The 635-nt window shown below is 69.6% G+C and carries 1 protein-coding gene; it reads right to left on the bottom strand.

Annotated features, from left to right (window positions below):
* On the bottom strand, positions 1-347 hold a 347-nt coding region (locus NS334_RS17050), incomplete at its 3' end, for a DUF192 domain-containing protein (RefSeq protein WP_153002831.1).
* Between the last annotated feature and the right edge of the window lie 288 nt (positions 348-635).

Genomic DNA, 635 nt, shown 5'->3' with positions numbered 1-635 from the left:
ATCCGGCTGATGGTCCCGTCGGGGCGGATGAACACCATGTCGAGCGGCAGGTAGGTTTTCTTCATCCACATGGTCACGGGCTGGTCCTGCTCGAAATCGAACAGCATGCCGTGGTCGGCCGCCATGTGGCGGCGGAACATCAGGCCGCGGGCGCGGGCGGCGTCGTCGCGCATCACCTCGACGTCGAAGCGCTTCGGCCCGGCCTTCGTGACGATCGTCAGCGGCTCCGATCTGGCCGTGGCGGCCCGGGCGGCCACCTGCGCGACGGCGGCGGGGGCCGGCGCGATCGCGGTCAGGGCGAGGCAGGCGATGGCGGCCGCCCGGGCCGTGCGGAAGAGGGATCTCACAGGCTCATGCCTCTCGTGGGATGGCGCGCGGACCGCGGGGTCCGTCGCCCGGTGATAGACCAGGATGCGCGCGAGGGGAATCCGATCCCGGGTTTTCCGAGCCCCACCAAGGAGATAGGAAGCACTGTGCTTGGCGGGAAAACGCGTCCTCAGTGGGACGAGGGCATGGCTCCGTCGATCAGCCGCACCTCGGCCGCCATCACGCCTTTCGAGCCGTCGCCGTAGCGGACCAGTACGGACTCGCCGGGCTTCAGCTCGGCGATACCGTAGCGCCGCAGCGTCTCCATG

Source organism: Sphingomonas endophytica (assembly GCF_001476895.1).
Taxonomy (GTDB): domain Bacteria; phylum Pseudomonadota; class Alphaproteobacteria; order Sphingomonadales; family Sphingomonadaceae; genus Sphingomonas; species Sphingomonas endophytica_A.
This window is presented reverse-complemented; position numbering and strand designations above follow the sequence as displayed.